15 protein-coding genes and 1 riboswitch are annotated in these 23,081 nt (G+C 46.5%); of the genes, 6 read left to right on the plus strand and 9 right to left on the minus strand.

The window, feature by feature from the left end:
* Positions 1-95: 95 nt before the first annotated feature.
* Positions 96-1,208 carry an efflux RND transporter periplasmic adaptor subunit gene (locus EKG38_RS19415; protein WP_126522146.1) on the minus strand — a complete coding sequence of 371 codons (1,113 nt, stop codon included), beginning with the start codon at positions 1,206-1,208 and terminating at the stop codon, positions 96-98.
* Complete coding sequence (locus EKG38_RS19420) at positions 1,208-4,324, minus strand: efflux RND transporter permease subunit (RefSeq protein ID WP_126522148.1); 3,117 nt, start codon at positions 4,322-4,324, stop codon at positions 1,208-1,210. Before EKG38_RS19420 ends, EKG38_RS19415 begins: the two co-directional genes overlap by 1 nt.
* Positions 4,325-4,588: 264 nt before the next feature.
* On the opposite strand from EKG38_RS19420, the gene ftnA reads away from it, so the two are divergent.
* Entirely contained in the window at positions 4,589-5,116 is a 528-nt protein-coding gene (gene ftnA / locus EKG38_RS19425) for a non-heme ferritin (protein WP_126522150.1), read from the plus strand.
* Between the two features lie 100 nt (positions 5,117-5,216).
* Here ftnA and EKG38_RS19430 read toward each other — a convergent pair whose 3' ends face one another.
* Both EKG38_RS19430 and ribB read right to left on the minus strand, forming a co-directional pair.
* A complete protein-coding gene (locus tag EKG38_RS19430; RefSeq protein ID WP_126522152.1) occupies positions 5,217-8,447 on the minus strand; it encodes an EAL domain-containing protein in 3,231 nt (1,076 codons plus the stop codon).
* A gap of 324 nt (positions 8,448-8,771) precedes the next feature.
* Positions 8,772-9,425 carry a 3,4-dihydroxy-2-butanone-4-phosphate synthase gene (ribB, locus tag EKG38_RS19435; RefSeq protein WP_126522154.1) on the minus strand — a complete coding sequence of 218 codons (654 nt, stop codon included), beginning with the start codon at positions 9,423-9,425 and terminating at the stop codon, positions 8,772-8,774.
* A gap of 178 nt (positions 9,426-9,603) precedes the next feature.
* A riboswitch (FMN riboswitch) is annotated at positions 9,604-9,867 on the minus strand.
* Between the two features lie 221 nt (positions 9,868-10,088).
* Here ribB and EKG38_RS19440 point away from each other — a divergent pair.
* The 3 genes from EKG38_RS19440 (at position 10,089) to EKG38_RS19450 (ending at position 13,086) form a co-directional block, all read left to right on the plus strand.
* Positions 10,089-12,266, plus strand: a complete 2,178-nt coding sequence (locus EKG38_RS19440) for a S9 family peptidase (RefSeq protein WP_126522156.1) — start codon at positions 10,089-10,091, stop codon at positions 12,264-12,266.
* Between the two features lie 78 nt (positions 12,267-12,344).
* The gene (locus EKG38_RS19445; protein WP_126522158.1) at positions 12,345-12,599 is read left to right on the plus strand and encodes a GIY-YIG nuclease family protein; all 255 of its coding nucleotides are present in this window, start codon (positions 12,345-12,347) and stop codon (positions 12,597-12,599) included.
* Positions 12,600-12,906: 307 nt separating this feature from the next.
* Positions 12,907-13,086, plus strand: a complete 180-nt coding sequence (locus EKG38_RS19450; protein WP_126522160.1) for a hypothetical protein — start codon at positions 12,907-12,909, stop codon at positions 13,084-13,086.
* Between the two features lie 470 nt (positions 13,087-13,556).
* Here the strand turns inward: EKG38_RS19450 and EKG38_RS19460 are convergent, their stop codons facing one another.
* Entirely contained in the window at positions 13,557-14,312 is a 756-nt protein-coding gene (locus EKG38_RS19460; RefSeq protein WP_126522162.1) for a DUF4097 family beta strand repeat-containing protein, read from the minus strand.
* A gap of 241 nt (positions 14,313-14,553) precedes the next feature.
* Between EKG38_RS19460 and EKG38_RS19465 the strand changes: the two genes are divergently transcribed.
* A complete protein-coding gene (locus tag EKG38_RS19465; RefSeq protein ID WP_126522164.1) occupies positions 14,554-15,348 on the plus strand; it encodes a class I SAM-dependent methyltransferase in 795 nt (264 codons plus the stop codon).
* 184 nt (positions 15,349-15,532) lie between these two features.
* Here the strand turns inward: EKG38_RS19465 and EKG38_RS19470 are convergent, their stop codons facing one another.
* From EKG38_RS19470 to EKG38_RS19480, 3 genes are all read right to left on the minus strand, one after another.
* Complete coding sequence (locus EKG38_RS19470; RefSeq protein WP_126522166.1) at positions 15,533-16,099, minus strand: NapC/NirT family cytochrome c; 567 nt, start codon at positions 16,097-16,099, stop codon at positions 15,533-15,535.
* A gap of 56 nt (positions 16,100-16,155) precedes the next feature.
* Positions 16,156-17,622, minus strand: coding sequence for a multiheme c-type cytochrome (locus EKG38_RS19475; RefSeq protein WP_126522168.1), 1,467 nt, complete (start codon positions 17,620-17,622; stop codon positions 16,156-16,158).
* Positions 17,623-18,047: 425 nt separating this feature from the next.
* Positions 18,048-19,895, minus strand: a complete 1,848-nt coding sequence (locus EKG38_RS19480) for a M14 family metallopeptidase (protein WP_126522170.1) — start codon at positions 19,893-19,895, stop codon at positions 18,048-18,050.
* 541 nt (positions 19,896-20,436) lie between these two features.
* On the opposite strand from EKG38_RS19480, the gene EKG38_RS19485 reads away from it, so the two are divergent.
* Complete coding sequence (locus EKG38_RS19485; protein WP_126522172.1) at positions 20,437-21,144, plus strand: hypothetical protein; 708 nt, start codon at positions 20,437-20,439, stop codon at positions 21,142-21,144.
* A gap of 339 nt (positions 21,145-21,483) precedes the next feature.
* On the opposite strand, the gene EKG38_RS19490 is transcribed toward EKG38_RS19485, so the two are convergent.
* Positions 21,484-23,025 (minus strand): phosphoenolpyruvate carboxykinase, encoded by a 1,542-nt coding sequence (locus EKG38_RS19490; protein ID WP_126522174.1) that lies wholly within the window; start codon positions 23,023-23,025, stop codon positions 21,484-21,486.
* Between the last annotated feature and the right edge of the window lie 56 nt (positions 23,026-23,081).

Below are 23,081 nucleotides of genomic sequence, written 5' to 3' on the forward strand. Positions count from 1 at the left end.
TCTTAAAAGGGGACAACCATTTCTTCATCAATGCCCTTGAATTGAAAACCCTGAGGGGCTCTGAATTGATTACATATGTAATGCAGTTGGTATTCTTAGCCAGCAGTTGCGACCGCCGCTCCCGGGAGGGGCTGAAGCTTAACTTGCTGACCATCCTGTAAGGTTTCGGCGCCACGAATAACGACAGTGTCACTATCGGTCAGGTCGCCATTGACGGCAATCCAGTCACCTTCACCATCGCCGAGTTCGACCGGGATCTTCACCGCCTTATTGTCTGTGTCTATCTTAAACAGGTAGGCCCCCGCCGAGCGAAGTACGATAGCATCCCTTGGCACTAAGGTGGTGAGCTGCTTAGGTGCGATAGGCAGAGCCAGAGAGACGAGCTCGCCAACACTGAATGCATCTTGCATTTCGATTGGGAGATCGATGCGAGCCTCGAAGGTTTGTGAGCGAATATCCGATACCGGGATCAGGCTGCGTATATTGGCGTGAAACTCGCCTTCCGTGTGATAGATATGGAGCTCATCTCCCACCTTTACCCGTCGACTGTGCTTCAGAGGAGCATGTAGTCGTATCTCTAAGTTGTCGGGATCTGTCATAGCGATGATTGAGACAGAGCGGCTAATATCTTCACCGGCTTGGTGTTTGCGTTCGGTGATGATTCCCGAGAAGGGGGCTTTAACTTCGGTGCGGCTAAGATCATCCATGATCATCTTCAGCTTTATCTGTGCAAGTTTAAGGTTAGCTGCTGCCAGATCTCTGTCCGAGCGTGACTTGTCCAATTCAGTTTCGGAAGCGCTTTTGCTGGCGATCAATTTTTGCAGGCGTCGATATTCGCGCTCAAGCCGGGTCAGACCGACCTGCTCATACTCTATCTGGGCTTCCTGTTGTTCTTTTTGTAGTGATAGCCGAGTCTTTTCCAGTGTCGCGACCACCTCTCCCGCCTTGACTCGGGTGCCCGCCTCCTGCACCCACTCCAGTTTGCCCTCTATGCCTGCGGTTAACTCTGAGCTACTACGGGAGTGTACCGAACCTATGACCATAATTTTAGGTGATAGCGCCCGATTCTCTACCGAAACGACACTGACTAAGCTGGGGGGCGTTTCCTCTTTTTTATCACCTTCGGCAGCGATGACTGCGTGGGGGGAGAGCAGTGACAGAGTCAGTGATAATGTGACAATCGTTGGGATAAAAGTAAGCAGTTTCATCACTTGGCTCCGGAGTCGGTTGCAGTAGAGTGAGTTAAAGGGTTGTGAGTGGTTTGAGTGTTGCGTGCAGACAGGTGCGTTAACCTCAATAGACTCGGTATTAATATCAGGGTAAACAGCGCGCTGAATGTCATGCCGCCAACAATGACTGCCGCGAGTCCCCGGTAGATTTCGCTACCGACGCCAGGCACCAGCATGAGTGGCAACATGCCAAAGATAGAGGTGAGTGTACTCATATAGACAGGGCGTGCCCGCGTGGCAACAGCCTGATAGATAGCGTCGTCGATATTGAGTCCGTCCCTGGTTCCCTGGCGCGTCTGATCGACTAACAGGATGGCGTTGTTGACTACTAAGCCCAACAAGATGATGAAGCCGATCATCGTCAGTAGATCTAAGCTTTGAAAACTAAACAAGTTTAGTAGTCTAAGGCTAAGTACGCCACCACAGATGGCCAATGGCATAGAGAGCAGTACCAGCAGGCTGTCTTTAGCCGATTTAAACATGGCAGACATCAGCAGGAACAAAATGACGACCGCCAGAAGGAAGTTAGCCCCCATATCTTTTATTGTTTGGTCCAGTTTGTCGGCACTGCCACGGAACTTGAGTGAGCTGTTCGTCGGCAGGCTGGCCTTCAGGCTGGGAACCGCCTTCTCATTGATGATCTCCAATGCTTCATCCAGTGACATATCGGCTGGTGGAAATATCAATAAGCTGACGCTGCGTTTGCCATTAACTCTCTGCAGCTGAGTCGGGCCTACTGTGCGTTTGATTTTTGCCAGTTCACCTATTGTCTGAATGCCAGCGGCCTGGGTATAAACTGGTGTTGCCGATAGTTGCTCCGGGACTTGCCATTTGGGGCCTTTTAACAGGATATCCATGCGTTCGTTACCATCGAAGTATTCTCCGACAAACAGGCCGGAGGTATAGGCCCGAATGGCGTTGGCGATTTGGGTTCTATCGACCCCGGCCTGAGCGAGTCGTCGCTCGTTAGGAATAAGCTGAAGCTCGGGCTGCGCCATGGATAATCCCGGCAGTGGTCGTACAACGGCGCCGGGAAGTGCATCGGTGATCAGCTTCATGCCTTTACCGGCAGATGTCATCAAGGCTTCCATATCGGGTCCTTGCAGATCGATATTGATAGCCCGGCCGCCGTTAAAACCAAACTGCAGCAGCGAACCTCGGTTGGTAAATGCCTGGGTATCGGGCAGGCCGATTAATATCTCATCGTTTAGAAGTTTGATCATCTCATCGGCTTGTGAGGGATCTTCAGGATAGATAAATAGCACGTTAAATGCAGAATACATGGAGAAGTTATAGCCTTTGATATAAGGAGATTTTTCCTTATCGTAGTAGGGCTTGAGTCGCTCAATAATCACATCGCCCACCTCTTTCTCTAAGGTTTGTACGTTGGAACCGGGAGGTAATGAGAAGAAGGCAAATATGCCATCTGAGCGAGCTTGAGGCAAAAAGTCCGGACGCGGCATTAATGCAAAGGTCATGATGCCACTGCCAATGATCAGAAGGGCACACCAGATGGAGGCCCGTTTTTTATCTCCGGTGAGCGTGCGAATAAGCCGGGTCAGTTTGGACCATAAGTCCGGCCTGTTCATCTGCGGGGCCGCTTTCTCGGGGAGTTTTAGCCACAATAGACTAAAGACCGGAATTAAGGTGATTGCACTGATAAAGGATGAGACTACGGCAACCGAGAGTGTGAGGGCCAGGTCGGAGAAGAGTTGCCCCTCCACACCGGGCATAAAGAGTATGGGAACAAAAATGGCGACCGTGGTGGCCGTCGATGCCATGAGTGCGCCCTTTACCTGTCCGGTGCCCTCCTCAATTGCCTGCCTGAGCCCGCTGCCTTGCTGCAGTAGTCGTACAATGTTCTCCTGAACAATAATGGCGGCATCGAGTACTAAGCCGACGGCAAAGGCAAGGCCGGCCAGAGAGATCACATTCAGGGTTCGGCCCATGGCCTCGAGAGAGAAGAAGGCGATAAGCAGTGCGACAGGAATAGTCGAGGCGATCATTAGGGTCGCACGGAAGCTGCGCAGGAAGGCGAATAGGATCACTAAGGCTAATAGTACACCTATCGCCAAATTGCCTTTAACCAATAAGATGGCGCGTTTGATATGTATGGAGGCGTCGAAAGATAGATCCATGACCAGACCAGCCTCTTTCAAAGCCCCGGCATTCAGTTCGTCGATAGCCCTGTTCACACCGTTGAGTACGGTAACGGTATTGGCATCGAAGGTACCTTCGATAGTCATATAATAGGCCGGATAGCCATTACGCTTAGTAAAGCCCTGAACCTCGGCGCTTGAAACTGAGACGTCGGCGAGCTCGTTGATGTACACCGGGCGTCCATCGTTATAGGTGACGATTAGGTCACCTAAATTCTCCGGTGTGTATTGGCCGATAAATCTCACCATGTATTGGCGACGACCTACGTTTGCCGTACCGCCTGAGATGTCGGCGGCGCGTGATAAGGTATTCCGCAGCTGCTCCAGTGTAATACCCAGTGCAGCGGCGCGATAAGGATCAAACAGAATGTGCAGCTCTTTAGGGCGCCGACTCTGCAGTTGTATGCTCCCGACCCCGGTTATCTGCCTGAGTCTGGGCTCTACAATATCATCGATCAATTTTTGGTATTTTGCGAAATCGGTATCCGGATTATCGGGTGCCATGCGAATGAGTAATGAGGCCAGATTGGGAGTGCCTCCACCGCCACCGACATTAATAAAAGGCTCATTGGCGTCCAGCGGGCGAGGCGGGGTTTGATTGAGGGCGTTGATCACATTGATCATCGCCTCTTGCATATTGTTTCCCACCTCAAAAGTTAATGAGACCCGACCAAATCCTTGGGAGATATTGGATGTCATCTCTACCACACCGGGAACCTGTCTAAGGACATTCTCCTGAGGTTCTATGATGTTAGATTCCATCTCCTGCGGCGCCGCTGAACGCCAGTTGTTGAAAACTGATATTTGTGGACGCTGAATATCGGGCAGTAACTGAATAGGTAACTTGGCGATGGCCAGGACACCAAAAATGGCGATCAGCAATAAGGTGACTAAGGTGCCTGCGGGATTATGGGTACTTATTCGAGTCAAATTCATTGTCTTTCCTGACACTTAGAGAGTCTGTGGGAATGGCTCTCTTTCTTTGAAGGTCATTTTTCTAATGACAGATAGTAGAAGGTAAATGTTAACAGGTCTGCATCATTTGGTTAGCAAATGTTACTAAGGTGGTGTCGGGCTAAGTTTTTACAATCTTTAATGATAACTATTAGTATTTGAGAAACAGTGGTTTAAGTAAATTTCATTGCATTTTCACTCCAGCTTGATGACAATGACTTAGCCCAAATAGTGATAGGAATTAAAATGCTGGCACAAACAATGATTGATCAATTAAACGCTCAAATTAATGTTGAGTTTTTCTCTTCAAACCTATATCTGCAGATGAGCGCATGGTGTGAAGACAGAGGTTTCGAAGGTGCGGCTAAGTTTATGCGCGCTCATGCAGACGAAGAGATGCAACATATGCAGCGTCTGTTTACTTATGTTAGTGAAACAGGCGGTATGCCGTTGCTTGGTGCAATCGAAGCACCACAGTCAGAGTTTGCTTCTTTGTTGGCGTTATTTGAATACACCTATGAACATGAGCAGATGATAACCAGTAAGATTAATGCACTCGCTCATGCGGCTTTCACTAATCAAGATTACTCTACCTTTAACTTCCTTCAATGGTATGTCTCTGAGCAGCACGAAGAGGAGAAGTTGTTTAAGTCGATTGTCGATAAGATACGTTTAGTCGGTGAAGATGGCAAAGCCCTGTTCTTCGTCGATAAAGATCTGGCTCAGATGGCTATCGAAGAGTCTGCCAGTGTTATGACTTCAGCGGGTGCATAATCTCTTGATTGGCTAGCGTTGCCTGATTCAGAGCCGTTCGCATGATGACTAAGGAGCAGATTTTCTGCTCCTTTTTGATCTCTTAACGCTATTGATATCTCTAGAGCGCCGAGCACCTTTTCAGCTCAACTTCTTGCGCCGGTTTCAGGTTGTCGACCAATAACTCGGTCAGTTCATCGATAGGACGTGGTCTGGAGATCAGGTAACCCTGCCCAAAATTACAACCCAGGTTTTGCAAGAACTCCCACTGCTCCTCGGTTTCTATGCCTTCGGCAACGAGTTGCAACTCTAAACTTTGCCCCATCATCACAATCGCCTTGATCAGATTGGCATCCGATTGGCGCTCCAGCATATTATCGACAAAGCTCTTATCGATCTTAATTACCGAGATAGGAAAACGTTTGAGGTAACTCAGTGAGGAGTATCCGGTACCGAAGTCGTCAATATAGATATCGATACCGAGATCACGAATAGCCTCCAGTTTTTGCTGGCACTGCTCGGTATCATCCATCAGCATAGATTCGGTGATCTCAATGTGCAGGTATCGAGGCGCTATCTTGTGTCTTTTCAGCATACTGTCCAGCAGGGTATCAAAGGAGATCTGATTGGAGTTGATAAGCTGTCTGCCTGAGACATTAATCGCCATGTTGATCATAAAGCCATTAGCATGCCAGTGGCTTAGATCTGTGAGGGCTTGCTGCAATACCCATTCACCTATGGGTTCGATGAGCCCGGTTTCCTCGGCAACAGGAATAAACTTATCCGGTGAGATGAGTCCGTACTTGGGATCGCGCCAGCGAATAAGCGCCTCGACGCCAATAATGCTTCTATCATCCATATTGACTATGGGCTGATAGAACAAGCAAAACTCTTCCTGTAGAACGGCGTGTCTGAGGCGTTGCTCCAGCTGTACTCGTTCCAGCATATTGCTGTTCATGTCTGCAGAGAAGTAGCGGTAACTGTTGCGGCCATCGCCTTTTGCCTGATACATCGCCGTTTCGGCATTGCGAGTCAGCAGTTCTCCGTCATCTCCATTTTCAGGAAATAGGCTTACACCTATGCTGGCAGAGATCATCAACTCATTATTACTGAGTCCAAAAGGTGAGGATAGGTGGTCAATCACATTTTCGACGAACTGACGTACCTCATTTCTCTGTTTCACATTGGAGAGAATGATGACGAACTCGTCACCACTGAGGCGGGCGACAAAGTCATGTTTACCTAAAAGTGACTCTAACCTGGCGGCGACCAGACACAGGAGTTCATTGCCAACCGCATGGCCATAGATGTCATTGGTATACTTAAAGCGGTCGAGATCAATAAAAAGAATGGCAAGTTGTTGAGACTGCTGTTTTGCAACAGACATCTCTTGTTGTATTTTCAACGAGTATTGGTGGCGATTGGCCAGATTCGTGAGTGGATCATAATTCGTCTTATACCAGATATCTTGCTCATATTTTTTACGATTACTGATATCGAGGAAAAGGCCGATATGATGGGTGATCTCACCCGCTTCATCTCTGACGACTGTGATGGCTAAATATTCCGGGTAAACTTGACCATCTTTACGCTTATTCCAGATCTCACCTTCCCATTTGTCTAACTCTTTCAATGACTTCCACATGGCATCATAGAAGTGATGTGGTTGTTGGTTGGAGTTTAATACGGATGGGTTTCTGCCTTTCACATCTTCCAGGCTGTATCCGGTTATCTGGGTAAATGCGGGGTTAATCAGTTCAATGTGGTTATCTCTGTCGGTAACCATGATCCCTTCTGCAGAGTAATCGAATACGGCCGCGGCCAAATTAAGCTGACGGTTGGCCTTGAGGCGCTCCTTAAGCATAAGGTTAAGTGCTTGAGACATCCGGGCAATTTCATCATTACCTCTGACCGGCACAGTAAGCTCCAGATGAGGATCGTGGGCCATCTTCTGCATATCGTTTGCGATACTTGCAATACTACCGACCAGGTTTCTCACCATGCTACGTCCCAGAAGGAAAAGCAGTAGAATAGTAAACAGAGCGGTTAGGATCCCTGTCACGAGATAGATGATAGATTGATTTTTTTGTTGGGAACTGAGTTTGGCTACCTCGTCTGTGATCACCGAGCTGACCCGGTGCAGATGATTGATTCGCTCGCTGGCAATTTCCCACCAAACCTCACTGTCGACGCTGGGGGCTTGATACTGAAGGAGTGATAATGCGTTGAGCATAGGTTCGTCGTCTATACGTATCCGGTTATCTTGCTCCGCTATAGTGAGCTTTTGCTGTTTGAGTATCTGCAGCTGGTCGATATGTATGTCGTAGTTATTAATGGTCTCTGCAATCTGTTCGATCGCACTAATCTGTTTATCGGTAAGATCTGAGTGCTGTCTGAACCTGGCTAGCTGAAAGTTTATCTGTTTTAGATTTTTATTGAAGCTATCGAGATATTGTTGATCTCCTCTCAGGAGATAGTTCTTGAAGTCATGAATCAACCCGCCATAGCCCATAGATACACTCATCTCTTGTGCCTGTTCGATCAGCTCTATCTGAGTCTTGACATGCTGGCGCATAAGAAGATAGTCGAGATTAGACTTACTAGCTAATAAGTCTTTGATTAATATTCTGTTTTCATCAATGGCTGTCGATAATAGCTGAGAGACGGCGTGATCTAATTCGTGCTCTATCGTATTTATGCCGATATAGGCGCCGGCTTCCATAAGATTTGCCGATAGCAGCCGATTCATGAGACCACGCTCTTTTCCTGCTAACTCCTGGATCATGAGGACATTGATCAGATCGTTATAGGCTCTTGCCTGCGGGACATCTTCGGTCTGCTGCTGTAGTTGGGAGATAAAGATTAATAGCTGATGATTGAACTCTGAGTAGAAGTGAAACGATTCCTTTTCCAGCTTCCTGGTGACATCTTCACGGACTAAGATAATCTCATGACTCATGGTTTTTATTTGATTCAAGCTGTCCCGCAGGGGAGCAATCTGGTTTTGATTGCCTTTTAGCGCCCGGTATAGTTGCTGAATAGCCTGACCTGTCAGCAGGTGAGATAAGTGCTTATCGGTATTGACCCTTTGGGTTGTAAGTCTTTTCTGATACTTGTCACCTGCACTGCCTATATAGCCTGCGGAGAGTCCGCGTTCTTTTTGTAGTTCGAAAATCAGGTTTTCAACTTTTTGAGTGATCTCTATAGCGAGTGAGTTTTTTTGAGCGGATTGATAGCTGTCTGCCAGATGCAGCATGCCCATAGAGCCAAACAGAGTCAGTAGCAGCATGGGAATTGAAGCAAACAAAATTAACTTTTGTTTTAAGCTAAGCCAATTCATTACTGATGACATTAAAGTGCTCCGTGCCAGTGTTGTTCTACGGCGTTTTTTGGGGGCTATCGCGACCGTAAAATATTGAGTCACGGATAAATATCATAGCTTTATACTTGTGTCTCAGTTATTTAATGGAAGTCTAATCTAGGTCACGGTTTTATATGCAGGGCGTCAAATATCCGACTAAAGCATTATTTTTGCTATATTTATTGTTAATAACATATGTGATTGTTTTATAATCAGGACAGTGGGTTGCCAATAACCATAATTATCATATGGTTATTGGCAGTAAACAAAAAGCAGGGGGTTCTGCTTTTTGTTTAGTTTTCTACTACAACGAGATTAACTGGCTTTGGCCATCATAGACTTACGGTATTCGACAATATCTTCGATGGTCAAAACGGGAAGCTCATGTTTCGCCCCGAAGCTGATGATCTCAGCCAGTCTGGCCATGGTGCCATCAGGGTTAGTAATTTCGCAGAGTACGCCGGCTGGCTTCAACCCTGCGAGTATCATCAAGTCGATAGTCCCTTCCGTATGACCTCTGCGAGTCATTACGCCACCGGGTTGAGCGCGAAGTGGGTAGACATGTCCGGGACGAGCCAAGTCATCGGGTTGTGCGTCGTCAGCAATGGCGGCTTTGATTGTGGTCACACGATCGGCGGCAGAAACACCCGTAGTGACTCCCTCTTTTGCCTCGATGCTAACCGTAAAGGCGGTGCCATACTGGCTCGAGTTATTTTCAACCATCGGAGGAAGGGCTAAATGCTTAACCCTTTCATCGGGAAGACAGAGGCATACTATGCCGCTACCTTCACGAATAAGCAGTGCCATCTGTTCATTGGTTAGTGTTTCGGCGGAATAGATGAGATCGCCTTCATTTTCTCTGTCTTCATCATCGACAACGAGAACGCCGCGACCTTGCTTGAGAGAGGTTAGCGCTGTTTCGACACGTTCGATAGCGGTGCCGAATGGGGATAGTAATGACTGATTCATGGTTTAAAATCCTTAAAAAACTACATTAGGTTTTCCAGAATCAGGGCGTGCAGAAAATGACACCGACATTGCAGATACAATGAGGGTATGAAATAAGAGGTGGACACGGTATACACTGAACGAGAGGCTGAGGTGGCCCTTCGAGTCTCTGTCAGATTCAGTGCACTGCCATTCCATCTTACATTCTCTTTCATCCGGACTTAGACTTGCTACTTAAGAAAAAGTCTTTAAGTAGAAAGCTCATTACCGTCGGCTCTGGAATTGCTCAGTTCCCAACGACAACAAAGTCTAATTGAAAACCAAAATCACCAGATCTGCTGACCCCAAACTGACTATCTGCGAAGATATTAAAGTCGGTTTGGGCGCTCGCGGGCTTAAGTTTCAGGCTATTCTGAAAGCTATCACCGCCGGTGGGGAGTTTCACCCCGCCCTGAGAATTTACTCGCGTATCAGACAATAGTCCGGATAACGAGCGCAAGCATGGTGCGCTTCTTTTAAACAAATGACAAGTGGCAACCAGCCAAGTGTGAACTATGACCTGTGTGTGGCTAATATCTTTAGATTCAGGGAAATTTCTTTGCTTTACCTCTGAGGTTATCGACTTTAGACTCGACTCAATGATCTATTTTTAATCCAAGTCATCATCTAGCAAGGATGTGTAAGATGTCTATGATTTCTAAGTTCGTTTCGAGTTTAGTTCTATTAACCCTATCCATTGGATGTACGTCTATGAAGCTTGTTGACCCGGTTCAGCCCCCGAGCGCTGAAAAAATTCCTAATGAGATGACGTTGCATGGCATCAAGCGCATCGATGATTACTATTGGTTAAGAGATGATACCCGTAAAAACCCAAAAGTATTGGCGCATTTAGAGGCTGAAAACCGATATACAAAAGCACAGTTTTCTCCATTTGAAGGTTTTCAACAGACACTGTTCGATGAGCTTATCGGCCGTTTAGATAAAGATGAGTCGAGTGTGCCCTACCTATGGCATTCACATTGGTATTCACGCCGGTATAAGCAAGGTTTTGAGTATCCCCTGGTGATAAGACAGGGTGAACCCGATGGCGATAAAACTCTGTTACTCGATGTGAATTTACGCGCAGAAGGTCATGAATTCTATGGTCTGGGCGGTGTGTCCGTGAGTCCCGATGAATCGATAATAGCCTTCGGAGAAGATACCTTAAGTCGCCGTATCTATAGGGTCTATTTTAAAGACATTGCCAGCGGGAAGCTGTTAGAGGATGAACTTACGGGAACCGATGGGCGGGTTGTTTGGGCTAATGATAATAAGCACCTGTTTTATATCGCCAAAGATCCTAAGACCTTGTTGGGGTTTCAGGTATTTCGTCATCAATTGGGGACGTTACAATCACAAGACGTTCTGGTATTCGAAGAGCAGGATGATAGCTTTTACATCTCTTTGGGTAAGTCTCTGGATGAGTCCAGAATTACGCTTTTCAATGAGAGTACGACGACGAGTGAGGTGTCAGTACTCGATGCCGATAGGCCATTAGGTGAGTTTAAACCGCTGTTGGCACGAGAGGAGGGGCACGAATACTCAGTCGCTAAGCTTGGTCGTACTTACTACATTCTCACCAACTGGGAGGCGGTTAACTTTCGCTTGATGAAGGTCGACGAATCAAAGTTTAGTGATAAGGCTATGTGGCAGGAGGTCATTGGCGCTAGTTCGGATAGCCGTATTGAAGATTATCTGCTATTGGAGAAATTCTTAATCGTGCAAACCCGTGAGAAAGGGATAAGCCGGCTTCGGGTCTTCCCTCTTACTCGTGTTAATGGTCGTGATGTTAGCCAAGATGAGAAAGTGGAAGGTGAGCCTTTTGAGCTCCCGTTTAATGACCCTGCCTATGTCGTGGGCCTGGATGTCAATGCCCGGCAAGCGAGCGATAAGTTACGGATCTACTACTCGAGCCCGACGACTCCGGAGTCGATTTATGAGTATGATTTAACTCGTCTGCCAACACGAGTGTTGCTCAAGCAAGAAAAGGTACTCGGAGGATTCGAGAGCGAAGCCTATAAGGCAGAGCGCATATTCATTACGGCCAGAGATGGTGTTCAGGTACCTGTCACCTTAGTTTATCGAAAAGATACATTTAACAAAGATGGCAGGAATCCACTCTATCAATATGGTTATGGTGCCTATGGTCATACGATTGACCCCGATTTTGACAGCTCGGCGTTAAGCCTTCTGGATCGGGGCGTGGTATACGCGATCGCTCATGTCCGTGGAGGGGAAATGTTAGGCAGGCCCTGGTATGACGATGGCCGCATGCTAAATAAGCAACATAGCTTCGATGACTTTATCGACGTGACTAAGGCATTGACGTCTCAAGGGTACGGCGACAGGAAACGTGTTGTCGCGGCAGGTGGTAGTGCGGGTGGCCTGTTGATGGGAGGTGTCATCAATCAAGCACCGGAACTTTATTTTGCCGTTGCGGCTCATGTGCCCTTTGTTGATATTGTGACGACAATGCTGGATGAATCTATACCGTTAACGACTAATGAGTATGATGAATGGGGTAATCCCAATGAGAAGATATATTTCGACTACATGCTTAGCTACTCCCCCTACGACCAGATAAAGCAACAAGCCTACCCTCACATGCTCGTTACTACCGGTCTTCATGACTCGCAAGTGCAGTATTTTGAACCCGCTAAATGGGTCGCTAAACTTCGGGAATACAAGACTGACGACAATCAATTACTCTTTCATATTGATATGGAGGCGGGTCATGGTGGTAAGAGTGGCCGTTATCGGAGATATCAGGATACGGCTGAAGAATACGCTTTCCTCCTGAGTCTACTAGGACTTAATGACTAGAAGGCTGGAAATGGGCATGATAAACATGCCTTGTTCCCGGTATCCGGGCTATTGAGTCTTGAATGAGGTTACAACTAAATGAGTGAGCCTATGTGGTTCTTGTATATGATCCAATGTGCCAATGGTCATCTCTATACCGGAGTGACGCTGGATATTGAGCGGCGGTTTAAGGAGCATCAAACCGGTGGACCTAAAGCCGCTAAATTCCTGCGTGGAAAGGGGCCTTTGCTCTTAGTCTATAACGAGGAGGTCGGCACTCAGTCTGACGCATTAAAGCGAGAGATTGCGATTAAGCGTTGGCCCAGAGCGAAAAAGCTTGCCTTGATAGGTTAGGATTATGAAAATCAAGGTGGGTGCAATGTCCCTGAGCGCTCTCTTTATCGGGGGGGAGATTAGACCTTATTCGTTTAAGCCTTAGCTGTAACGGCTTGTACTCTTCTCATTTGGTTAGAGTGAATAAACAATCTTCGCTATATTGTGGGGATTGATTGTTTTTTCTTCAGTTTATCCTTGCTTGATCACACTTGAAAAACTCTGTCTAGCGTCTTCACACTTCTTTCACTTCCTTCGATGTACTCTTTCTTAACTGTAAGTCTTAACTGTAAGTCTTAACTGTTATTTGAGCTCAAATTGGAGGAATATGAAGACTGCTCTGATAGAACAAACAAGGGAACCTATCTCTCATCGAACCGAGCTTCAGGGTGCGGGCTTTCAATGGTTACTGTATGGATTGCTGATCCTTCATTTTGCCACCTTATTATTTGACCGATACGATGAGTTATCTACTAAGGTCAAGACTAAGGTAAAAAACAAGGCTTAACCCCGCCGGAGACTTGAAGTTTAAAGGCTAACCACAAGGTCTCATTAGTACAGCAAGTTGTTTAAGGGGTGGGCAGGGGCTAATCCGGATAGCTAAATAAACACTATCCTACCTAGCCGCCTGCGCCGGGAAGTCTTTTGATTGCCAAGACAGGGTTATACCAATCAGTATAAGAAAGTGTTCTACTCAGAGTTATTTTTGGCAAACTAATTCAAGGCGAATAGATGATGCAATGGTGATCCCTTGTGAAGCTATTCAACGAGGAAGTAGGCAGTCAAAAACACTCCTGAAAGGCGAGTTTTAGCGCTTCTTATGCTGCGTTAACGAGCTTAAACGTAGAACAACTATGCTCTTCACTCGCTGCGAGCAACATGGATGTTGCAAATGTCATTTATGCAGGAGCAATTGATGACCTTGCCTCAGAAGCGCTAAACTCTCGCTGAGCGATCACATCTTTATACTGATTGGTATTAATGCATACTTACAGGACCATCTATCTGATCGAAGCTCACGTCACCCGAGCCGGAATCGATAATGTTTAATCCCTGAGTATTGACTACATCTATACTGCCGGAGCCATCATCAATGGTTACCGTGCCCTGTACGTTCTTTACAGAAAGGCTACCGGAACCATCGTTTATAGTGATATCGCCGTCGACATCTTTTATCTCAATGGAGCCTGAGCCATCTTCGAGCTGGATCTCACCATCGACATTTTTGAGGGTAATACCACCGGAACCATCTTGAATCTCTAAGTTTTTCCCACCTTGTATAGCGATACTCCCGGAGCCATCCTGAAGCTTAATGTCGGCGTCAACGCCTGAAATATCTATACTGCCTGAGCCGTCATCGATGTCCATCTTCATCTGTGAGGGGACTTTCAGCACAAGATCTATATAGGGAGAGTTTCCGAAGTTCACATTTGAATCGAAATCGGCAATCAGGTGTGCCTTCGCTCCTTGACGCTCGAGGGAAAGTTCAGCCTCTACGCCATCTCGGGTGTAGATATCGGCCTCTAGCGTGATATGGGTTAAGCCTTTGACTCCCTCTATTTCGAGCGACCCCGCTCCTGTTTCGGCAACCAGCGCATTGATCCCACTGGCGTCGAGTTGGATGGATTGATGTTGATGTTCAAGGGGGCTCATATCGGCGCCATTAACATTAATGATGCATCCTGAAAGAGATAAACTTAATACGCTAGCTAAGATAGTAGGGCGAATGAGCATCTTATTATTCCTTTTAAAATCAAAATATTCTTGTTTGGTACTTTTCTTCTGTACAGGTGACTAAGCATTGTTTGTGCCAATAATGTATCTGTATGTTTTGCCTGTGTTTTGTGAATGTTATTTAAAATGTTGATTTTAAGTGTTAGCTTTTATGCTCAAAAGATAAGGTAGTTGACCTATTGAGTTGGTGAATTTTCTCAACTCGTTGTCCCTAACAGAACAAGAGATAGAAGAATCAGAGATGGATTACTTAACCGTAAATAAAGCCGCTTGGGATAAGCGTACAAAAATTCATGTAGGTTCGAAGTTTTATGATATTGAAGGCTTTCTGAAAGGTAAGAGCTCACTACAGGAGATAGAGCTGTGTGGGTTGAATGTAAAAGGTAAGAGTCTGCTTCACCTTCAATGCCATTTTGGCTTAGATACCTTATCCTGGGCACGAGAGGGCGCCGATGTTACCGGAATCGATCTCTCATCCGCCGCGATAGAGCAAGCACAGGATCTAGCGAAACAGATTGAGGCCGAGGCTAAGTTTATCTGTACCGATCTGTACAACACGCCAGAGAGAGTATCCCGTCAATTTGATATCGTGTTTACCTCTTACGGTGCCATCGCCTGGCTGCCAGATCTGGATCGGTGGGCAAAGGTTGTGAGTGACTGTTTAAAGGCGGGTGGACAGTTCTATATGGTAGAGTTTCATCCTTTAGAGGCATTGCTTGACGGCTACAGTTATTTTGCTCAGCAAGAGCCGGATGTAGATGAAGAGGGGACCTACACAGAGAACTGTGATGGTGAGATAAATACTGTGATGAGCTGGCCACATCCCATCTCAGAGGTGTTAAATGCCTTGATGAAAGCCGGGCTGGAGCTAAAGGCTTATAACGAATTTGATTTCAGCCCCTATGATGCATTTGCCGGCCTGCAGGAGGAGAGTATCACCAATTCCGCTGGAGAGCTGAGCACAAGGTATTTTCTTGAACATAAGCAACAGCGTGCGCCACTGACCTATTCGGTGAGTGCGATTAAATCAGGTTGATTCTGTCTGTAGGCTACGGAAATAAAAAGGTCGCATGGAGAATGCGACCTTAGTGGAGATGAGTTGAGATTTACATCTTTATATCGGCTTATCGAACAACTATTCGTTTATGTTTTTCAATTAGCTCCCTGATGACTCTTTTTGAGACTCAAGGAGCTTAGATATTGATATAACCAATATCACTTTATCGAACAACTATTCGGTTGTGGGTCAGTCCCTGATGACAATCAATACAGGTTTCTCCCCTAGCTTCAATCTTTTCATGATTCAGGCGAGCTCGTTGTGGCTGCTTGGCTAAATCAAAGTTTTCCCCCTGGTGACAGTGACGACAATTCGCGGAGTCATTCTTCTTGAATGCTTTCCAAACACTCTCAGCCATGGCTGGTCTGTGTTCTTCAAAATTTTCCTTCGTAATCGTCCCTGCAATCATGTGATAGACATCCTTCAAGGCGATGGTCTTAACGATCATCTTGTCGATGAATGGATGTGGTACATGGCAATCTGAGCAAGTGGCCGGGATATCTTCGCCATCACCAAAATGTGATGAGGCTTGATACTCCTGAACTATCGTATCCATTGTGAGGTGGCAACTAAAACAGAACTCATTTTGGTTGGATACCACCATCATTGCTTGAAACGATGTGCCGACCAATACCAGTAGGAACATCCCGATGGGGATCCCCAAAGCTAACGGTCTTTTTAACCAGCTCCACAGTCGTTGCCACCGAGTTGTTTCCCCTTTTTTATTCACTAGAGTCTCCTCAGTTTGGGGTGGAAGGGGGTGATAATAACCCCCTTACTCGGTTGCTATTTGCTTTCACCCAGATAGCGTGCTTTAAACTCTTTTTGTGCGGCTTTACGGGCTTTTTTCACCTCATCGGGCTCGTTACCTGTAAACCATGCATGCTCAGGGCGAGATAAAATCTCTGCGAGAAGCTTACGTGCTTTTTCTGCACCTTCAGTATTGCCACTGTGCTCGGCTTTCTCTACCACTTCCAGATACTGAGGTACCATCTCGATGTAGAAACGCTCGGCTACTTCAAACATACCGTGCCATTGTACATAGTCAGGTGCTTGCATAGCGGCGCCGTGACGTGCACGTCGGCCTTCATGGTGCCAGAGGAAGAACCAGGTCCATTCGATCTCTTCATCGAATGCAGTTTCTGTTAGCATCTTCTCTTTCTTCAACATGCCCATCAGAGATTTACCGGGACCGGCAAACTTATCGTTATACAGATTGACCAGAGAATCGAACTGTTGATAGAAGTTATCTGTCATAGATTTAGTGTGACATGACTGACAAACATCCTGCATATCGGCACGTCTGTCTTGCCAGCTCTTGACCTTGTGGCCCTGGGCTAAAGCTTTAGCATCGATCTTCTCAGAAACAGCGGGTCTTAATGTCCAGCTGATACGGTCACCCACATCGTGAGTCACTGCTTGCTCACGTGTCGCAGACATATGGCAGGTTGCACAGGTAGGCGCTGCATCATAGTCTTCACCCACTATCCACTTAGATGAATCGAGATTCATACGGTCGACATTGGCATAGAAGTTAATACCGTGCTTAGATTCGTCATACACCTCTTTTTGCGGATGATCCGGACCTAAGTGACACTTACCACATGCTTCGGGACGACGGGCTTGAACCATAGAGAATTCATGGCGTTGGTGACAGGCGGTACATGCACCAATCGATCCGTCCGGGTTGATTCGGCCGATACCCGTATTTGGCCAAGTGGTCGGGTCGAGATCGCCGTTAGGCAATACTTTGACCTCAGAACCATGACACTGCCAACATCCGTTGACAGCTGCGGGCGACTTACCATTGAAAGTCATTGCACCTTCAACAACTTCAGCAAGGAAGTTATCGAGTGAACCCATGATCTTACCGGCTTTAGCGTGGTGACTCTTAGTGAATTGCTCTACTTCTTGATTGTGACATTGAGAACAATCTTTTGGTGAGACGATGACCGAAATCAGACGGCCTTCGTGTGTTATTGCATCCTTATCACCTTTATCTGCCGCGTGACATTCATAACAACCGACGTTAGCGCCGTAATGCTTTGATCTGCCCCATTGGCCATAGATAGAAGGGTTTTTTTCTTTGTGACAGGCGGCGCACTCAGCGCTTTCGTCACTTAACTGTTTGAAGGGTTTTAATATTAGCGCTTTTGCTTCAGCGTTTGCTGTTGATGTCCACGATAGGCTCATCACCGCGACGAGCGGGAGTAGTATCGATAACCAACGGCGTGTATTGCGAGCATATTCCATTTTATATACCTCTATTGCACGTCCAATTAACTCACTGTTTTATTTCATCAAGTTTTATTGATTATTTTTCTTATTTCATTGCTAATTAGTTGTTGGCCAATTGGTGTCTGGCTGTTAATTACAATGTAGCTATACGTTAAACCTGTATTAGTTTTACATGTTGATCTAAATCAATGGTTTAGCAAGAAAATCGGGATTGTGGTCACAAAGTGAAAGGCAATCATGAGCCCCGCCTCGCTTTTTTGGTAATTGTGACTCCGGGCTGTTTTGGTGTTGAAGTGGGCGGTTTGGTGGGTTTTGAGGTGGTTTGATTTCAATATTTGGGTTTGAGTTGTGATGTAGTGCGGCTGACCTGTGTTTGAAATGGCTACCGCGCTACAATCTATTTATCTTTATAATCAATGGCTAATGCATCGGTTTGTTATCTACCTCTGTCTCACTACTGGGTATTTCTCATAGTTATCATCGAAGTAAGGACTTCTTTGATAAAACCAGCGTAAACGCGCCTTGGGGTCGGCGGCGAATACTTCATCTTTGAGTGCTTCATTAAATGCCTGTTGTAGCTTTGGATCCTCCTGGAGCATCTGGGCTGCTAAAGGCTCAACGGCATAGTTTTCAATATATTCAGTTCTGGTAAATATTGGATTGAAAAATCCCCATTGCAACAAAGAGTCTGGCGATTGAGGCTCAAGCAACAAGATGGCAAGGTCGCCAAGGGGTTGTCTGGTATCTATCTTGACAGTGCCCACAGGAAGTAGGGTATCGATTGGGTTGATCACTGCCTGGGCGCTTACACGCTGTCGACCCTCGTAGTCCTTACCTGAAAAAACCGGCTGACTCAGGTGGTATTGATCGACACTTAATTGAGTCGGTACTTCTAAGCGGGTCATTCTTATACCGTGGATATTAAGTCTTTCGATAACGTCAGCCCATTGTGGTGGTATGTAATAGGCGCTTGGGCGGTGCACCCGAATGTCTGCGACTGAGTTACCCATGACTGGCAGATTGGGATAGAGTTCAGGTTCACCAGTCCAACGCACCACATCGTTACCACTGATAGCACTTTGCTCTAATCGGTAACTTATTCCCTTAAAGTCCCAGCCCTTTTCCTGCTGTTTCTCCTTCCAGGTCAGGGTGAGCTGCTGTGGGTAGTTGTACCTATCTTGCTGAATGGCAGACCTAAGCTTAGTGGATTGTTCACCAACTGTCTTGAGGGTTGCCTCCAGCATGACGTAGGTGCCGAGAACGCGCTGCTTGAAGGGTTTAAGGCTGTGATTTTCGATTAAAATGGTCGGCAGGTGTCGGGCATCGCCATAGCCGTTTGAATATCTGGGGCTTGGATTCCACAGCGACATACCTTTGGTTATGTCGGTATTATCGAGTGCAAATATCAACTGCCCCGGAATATGCCCCTGAGCCGAAAGTTCAGCCTCTATCGCCGGGCGATAGCTCTGTTCAAGCCAGCGGTAACTGGCCGGACTTAGTCCCTGGGGCTGGTTGTAGCCGAAGGTGACATCGTACTGGTAATCTATGCCATCGGTGACATGCACATCGATATAGAGATCCGGTTGCCACTCATTGATGGCGTGCAGCATATGTTGCATCTCAAGGGCATCGGCCTTGGCATAATCTCTATTCAGATTGAGGTTTTTTGATGTGGTGCGCCACCCCATATTCACTGGTCCGCGTTGATTGACCCGGTTATATTGGGTCGAACGTTCATGAGCATCTACACTAAAAATGGGTACAAACAGTAAGTTGGCATTATCTAGTAGAGCGCCTTTATCCCCGATAACGATATCTCTTAACAGCATCATGCCGGCATCTTTGCCGTCGATCTCTCCGGAGTGGATCCCAGCCTGCACCAGTATGCTAGCCTTCCCATTTTTCTGTAACTCCTCTGGAGAGTCTGCACCTTCACTCGATGCGATAATCATCCAGATGTCTCGTCCTTGCGGGCTCTTACCCAGGCTGACCTTTTTCAGTTTATCCGTTTGTTCAATGAGTTTATCGAGCCAGGCGAAGGTTTCATCATAGCTTGGACTCGTCTTAAGACCGTTTTGCTCGAATGGTGTAGCCCAGGGGTTATCAGCACTGACGAGCAGTGCCTCACTCTTGCCATGCCACTCGATGGCTGGTGGCAGTATGGCATCGTTGATATAAGTTGTGGCTATGCGGGGCTCTGCTAACTGGGGAATCACTTCATCGTTAGCTAGTGTGCTGGAGCTTGAAAGGCTAACTAAGATGGCGGCCGCTAGGTGCTTAAAACGCATGTTAGGTACTCAATGTTGATCTTATTATTAGCCAGTTATCTTTCATTAAAAATGTAATGAATACAAGGGGGCGTTTAAAGTTCTGGTCACTATAATTTGACCTTTTTAGTTAGACTTCGTCTAACAACTAACGTCGTGGGTTTCCAACCCACACCCGGGCAAGGAGGACTGCTCGTCCTCATCCTCCTTGCATCCACCTATGACGCCCCGGCAAAGTTGTGCTCCTCAGTGCTTATGGATAAATCCCTGACACTTCCGATGGGACATCCTGCCCCCCGAAAGTTAGTCCGACATCCATGTCGGCCTCACGAGATTTATTCCAACGCCCATCGGCAACTTCCAACGGGGAATCATCGTATCTGGTGAGTCCCTTGGCTTGTTTAGCTTACCTGAATTTAAATGTTCATTTTTGAGAGGGTAGAGTTAATTGCTTGAATTGCTTAGACTGTTCTGAATGGTGACTTCTTATACAATAAGGTAAACTTGCTCAACAGGTTTAATTAAAGCCTATTAGATTTAATCTAATATTAAGGATTTTTATATGTTTCGTATTTTCTCTATTTTGTTAGTTGGTATTATGCTTCAAGGATGTGCCTCTAAATCATATACAACAAAATTAGAAACACCTATTGAACGTGAATTGATTAAAAATGATTATTTTTCGTCAATTGACTCAAAAAGCAATAAGCACTTGTCTGCGAGTATTGGTGATGAGTTGTTCGTTATGAATAGATTTCTTCCTTCAACGAAAGAAGTGGTAAGCATTATTCCTCCAACAGGAAATAAGTTTCCGTATAGCTCTGTTTGGAGTGGAACATATCAATATAACGATGGTAATTCAGGTGACTTGATTGTGTACACCACCCCAGGTTATTACAAAGGAACAATAGGAATTCTCTTGGATGAAAATGAGGAGATGGCAACAACTCATCCTTTAGTCCAAGTCGAAGGGTTTAAAAAGGGCCGTAGGTGGAAATTAAATGCCAATGGTAAATTTTTTACTATCCCATCAATAAATATCGACAGTTGGGCACTGAGGTACGGGGGCCATAATGACAATAAATATATATTTGAGATTGTAAATAAACACGAATCCAAAAATACAGATGTTTTGCAAACGATATACGTGAGTGAAGAAAAATTCCGTAAGGGATTTATTATTAGAAATGTCTTAATTTTAGGCTTGAACACTGATGAGTATGGGGTCATCCAATATCAAATTTCAGATGTTCTAGCGCGAAATAGTTAAATAGAGGGCTTAACGTTAACTTATCGAAGAAGTAAGTTCTGCTTTTAAACTCCGGTGTAGATGCGGCTGTGACCGTCCGTGACATGGACGTCACGGCCGAGGTTATAGGGACATACTCGCACCGTGTCACAGAAGTATCTGCACATAAGCCCACTGCAGGTAATAGGTAACAATGAGGTTATGAGCTATCAAACCTCTATCAAGTACCGTTATCCATCTGACATCATAAATAAAACATCAGTCATAAAAAATCCCAGCTAAGCAGAAGCTAGAGCTGGGATTATTGGACGTACGATTCAATCAGCTATCAGGCTACAAGTAACCCAATAGAAAGACCTATTAAGCATTCGGTCCGGAATGCTTGATCGAATCTGGTACCTGGTATTTAGCAAAGTTCTCAGTGAAACTCTCGGCTAATTGTTGTGCATACTCAGCATATTTAGCCTTATCTTCCCAGGTATTCACCGGGTTAAGCAGCTTGGTCTCGACGCCGGGAATAGAAACCGGGACATTCAGGTTCAGCTTAGCCAGGTGTTCAGTCTCGACGCCCTTCAGATCGTCATTAACAATCGCATCGATGATCGCGCGGGTCGTTGGTATATCGAAACGCTTGCCGATACAGTGAGGACCGCCAGTCCAACCGGTATTAACAAGATAAACCTGACTACCGAACGATTCGATACGCTTCATCAACAGTTCTGCGTAAACGCCCGCCGGGCGAGGGAAGAAAGGTGCACCGAAACAGGTAGAGAAAGTGGATTGGATCGCAGAGCTTGAGCCCATCTCTGTCGAGCCGACTTTCGCCGTGTAACCCGATAAGAAATGGTAGGCCGCCTGCTCTTTAGTGAGTATAGATACCGGTGGTAAGACACCCGAAACATCACAGGTCAGGAAGACCACTGCATGAGGCTCTGCACCACGGTTCTCCTCCTTACGCAGCTCGATATGTTCGAGTGGATAAGCAGCACGGCTGTTTTCTGTGAGACTCGAGTTAGAGTAATCAGGAACACGATGTTCATCCATGACAACATTTTCGAGTACGGTGCCGAAGCGGATGGCATCCCAGATAACGGGCTCATTCTTCTGGCTCAGGTCGATACATTTTGCGTAACAGCCGCCTTCGATGTTAAAAACGCCACCGGGTGCCCAGCCGTGCTCGTCGTCGCCGATGAGAAAGCGCTTAGGATCGGCCGACAGTGTGGTCTTGCCTGTACCAGACAGACCGAAAAAGAGTGTCGTGTCGCCTTTGATCCCAACGTTAGCCGAGCAGTGCATAGGGAGCACGCCCTTTGCCGGAAGAAGGAAGTTTTGTACCGAAAACATAGATTTTTTCATCTCACCGGCATACTTAAGGCCTGCAAGGAGTACCTTACGCTCGGCAAAGTTGATGATCACGGTAGCATCAGAGTGAGTGCCGTCTCTTTCTGGTACGCATTCAAAACCCGGCGCGTTCATGATCTGCCAGACAGGCTTATCGGCAGTATTAAATTGCTCAGGAACGATAAAGAGATTACGAGCAAACAGTTGATGCCAAGCCGTTTCGGTGGTGACTCGTACCGGTTGATAATGCTCTGGATCTGCACCGACTTCCAGGTCAGAGACAAATAGCTCTTTGTCGCCGAGGTAAGCCTCTACTCTGTTCCACAGCGCGGTAAAAACGGTTTGTTCGAAAGGCTTGTTGACCGGGCCCCAATCAATGTCTGCTTCCGAGCCTGGCTCTTTAACGATAAAACGATCGTTAGGCGAGCGTCCGGTGCGTTCACCAGTTTTTGCGACTAGTGCACCGTTTGCAGTCAGTTCACCTTCTCCTCTGGATAGAGCAAGTTCAATGAGTTGTGCCGTCGAGGGGTTACGGTGAGTACTGTGTGTTCCATCCGCCATTTGTAGGGTCTCCATGTTTAAGGTCGGAATTATTTGCCAGTCTTTGCTGACTTGTC

Origin of the sequence: Shewanella canadensis (assembly GCF_003966225.1) — a bacterium.
Lineage (GTDB): Bacteria > Pseudomonadota > Gammaproteobacteria > Enterobacterales > Shewanellaceae > Shewanella > Shewanella canadensis.

Coding starts and splice junctions, on each gene's coding strand:
- EKG38_RS19460 (WP_126522162.1), bottom strand. CDS start 14,312: ATGCTCATTCGCCCTACTATCTTAGCTAGCGTATTAAGTTTATCTCTT.
- EKG38_RS19475 (WP_126522168.1), bottom strand. CDS start 17,622: ATGGAATATGCTCGCAATACACGCCGTTGGTTATCGATACTACTCCCG.
- EKG38_RS19420 (WP_126522148.1), bottom strand. CDS start 4,324: ATGAATTTGACTCGAATAAGTACCCATAATCCCGCAGGCACCTTAGTC.
- EKG38_RS19450 (WP_126522160.1), top strand. CDS start 12,907: ATGAAGACTGCTCTGATAGAACAAACAAGGGAACCTATCTCTCATCGA.
- EKG38_RS19465 (WP_126522164.1), top strand. CDS start 14,554: ATGGATTACTTAACCGTAAATAAAGCCGCTTGGGATAAGCGTACAAAA.
- ribB (WP_126522154.1), bottom strand. CDS start 9,425: ATGAATCAGTCATTACTATCCCCATTCGGCACCGCTATCGAACGTGTC.
- ftnA (WP_126522150.1), top strand. CDS start 4,589: ATGCTGGCACAAACAATGATTGATCAATTAAACGCTCAAATTAATGTT.
- EKG38_RS19445 (WP_126522158.1), top strand. CDS start 12,345: ATGAGTGAGCCTATGTGGTTCTTGTATATGATCCAATGTGCCAATGGT.
- EKG38_RS19440 (WP_126522156.1), top strand. CDS start 10,089: ATGTCTATGATTTCTAAGTTCGTTTCGAGTTTAGTTCTATTAACCCTA.
- EKG38_RS19430 (WP_126522152.1), bottom strand. CDS start 8,447: ATGTCATCAGTAATGAATTGGCTTAGCTTAAAACAAAAGTTAATTTTG.
- EKG38_RS19490 (WP_126522174.1), bottom strand. CDS start 23,025: ATGGCGGATGGAACACACAGTACTCACCGTAACCCCTCGACGGCACAA.
- EKG38_RS19485 (WP_126522172.1), top strand. CDS start 20,437: ATGTTTCGTATTTTCTCTATTTTGTTAGTTGGTATTATGCTTCAAGGA.
- EKG38_RS19480 (WP_126522170.1), bottom strand. CDS start 19,895: ATGCGTTTTAAGCACCTAGCGGCCGCCATCTTAGTTAGCCTTTCAAGC.
- EKG38_RS19415 (WP_126522146.1), bottom strand. CDS start 1,208: ATGAAACTGCTTACTTTTATCCCAACGATTGTCACATTATCACTGACT.